The following is a 615-nucleotide window of genomic DNA, read 5'->3' on the forward strand; positions in this document are numbered from 1 at the left end:
TTTTGAGAATCCTGGAGGTAGAGCACTGTTTGGACGAGGGGCCCATCCCGGGTTACCGAATTCAGACAAACTCCGAATGCCAGTGATTTGTGATTGGGAGTCAGACTGCGAGTGATAAGATCCGTAGTCAAGAGGGAAACAGCCCAGACCACCAGCTAAGGTCCCCAAATATCCGTTAAGTGGAAAAGGATGTGGCGTTGCTTAGACAACCAGGATGTTGGCTTAGAAGCAGCCATCATTTAAAGAGTGCGTAATAGCTCACTGGTCGAGTGACACTGCGCCGAAAATGTACCGGGGCTAAACGGATTACCGAAGCTGTGGATGGACATCTGAGATGTCCGTGGTAGGAGAGCGTTCTAAGGGCGTTGAAGCCGGACCGGAAGGACGGGTGGAGCGCTTAGAAGTGAGAATGCCGGTATGAGTAACGAAAGACGGGTGAGAATCCCGTCCACCGAATGCCTAAGGGTTCCTGAGGAAGGCTCGTCCGCTCAGGGTCAGTCGGGACCTAAGTCGAGGCCGATAGGCGTAGACGATGGACAACAGGTTGATATTCCTGTACCACCTCCCCGCCGTTTGAGCAATGGGGGGACGCAGAAGGATAAGGCGAGCGCGCCG

1 rRNA gene is annotated in these 615 nt (G+C 54.0%); it reads left to right on the top strand.

Annotation, left to right across the window (positions count from 1 at the left end):
• A 23S ribosomal RNA gene (locus EEX84_RS16430) occupies positions 1-615 on the top strand; the annotation flags it as partial.

Origin of the sequence: Planococcus salinus (assembly GCF_003719725.1) — a bacterium.
Classification (GTDB): domain Bacteria; phylum Bacillota; class Bacilli; order Bacillales_A; family Planococcaceae; genus Planococcus; species Planococcus salinus.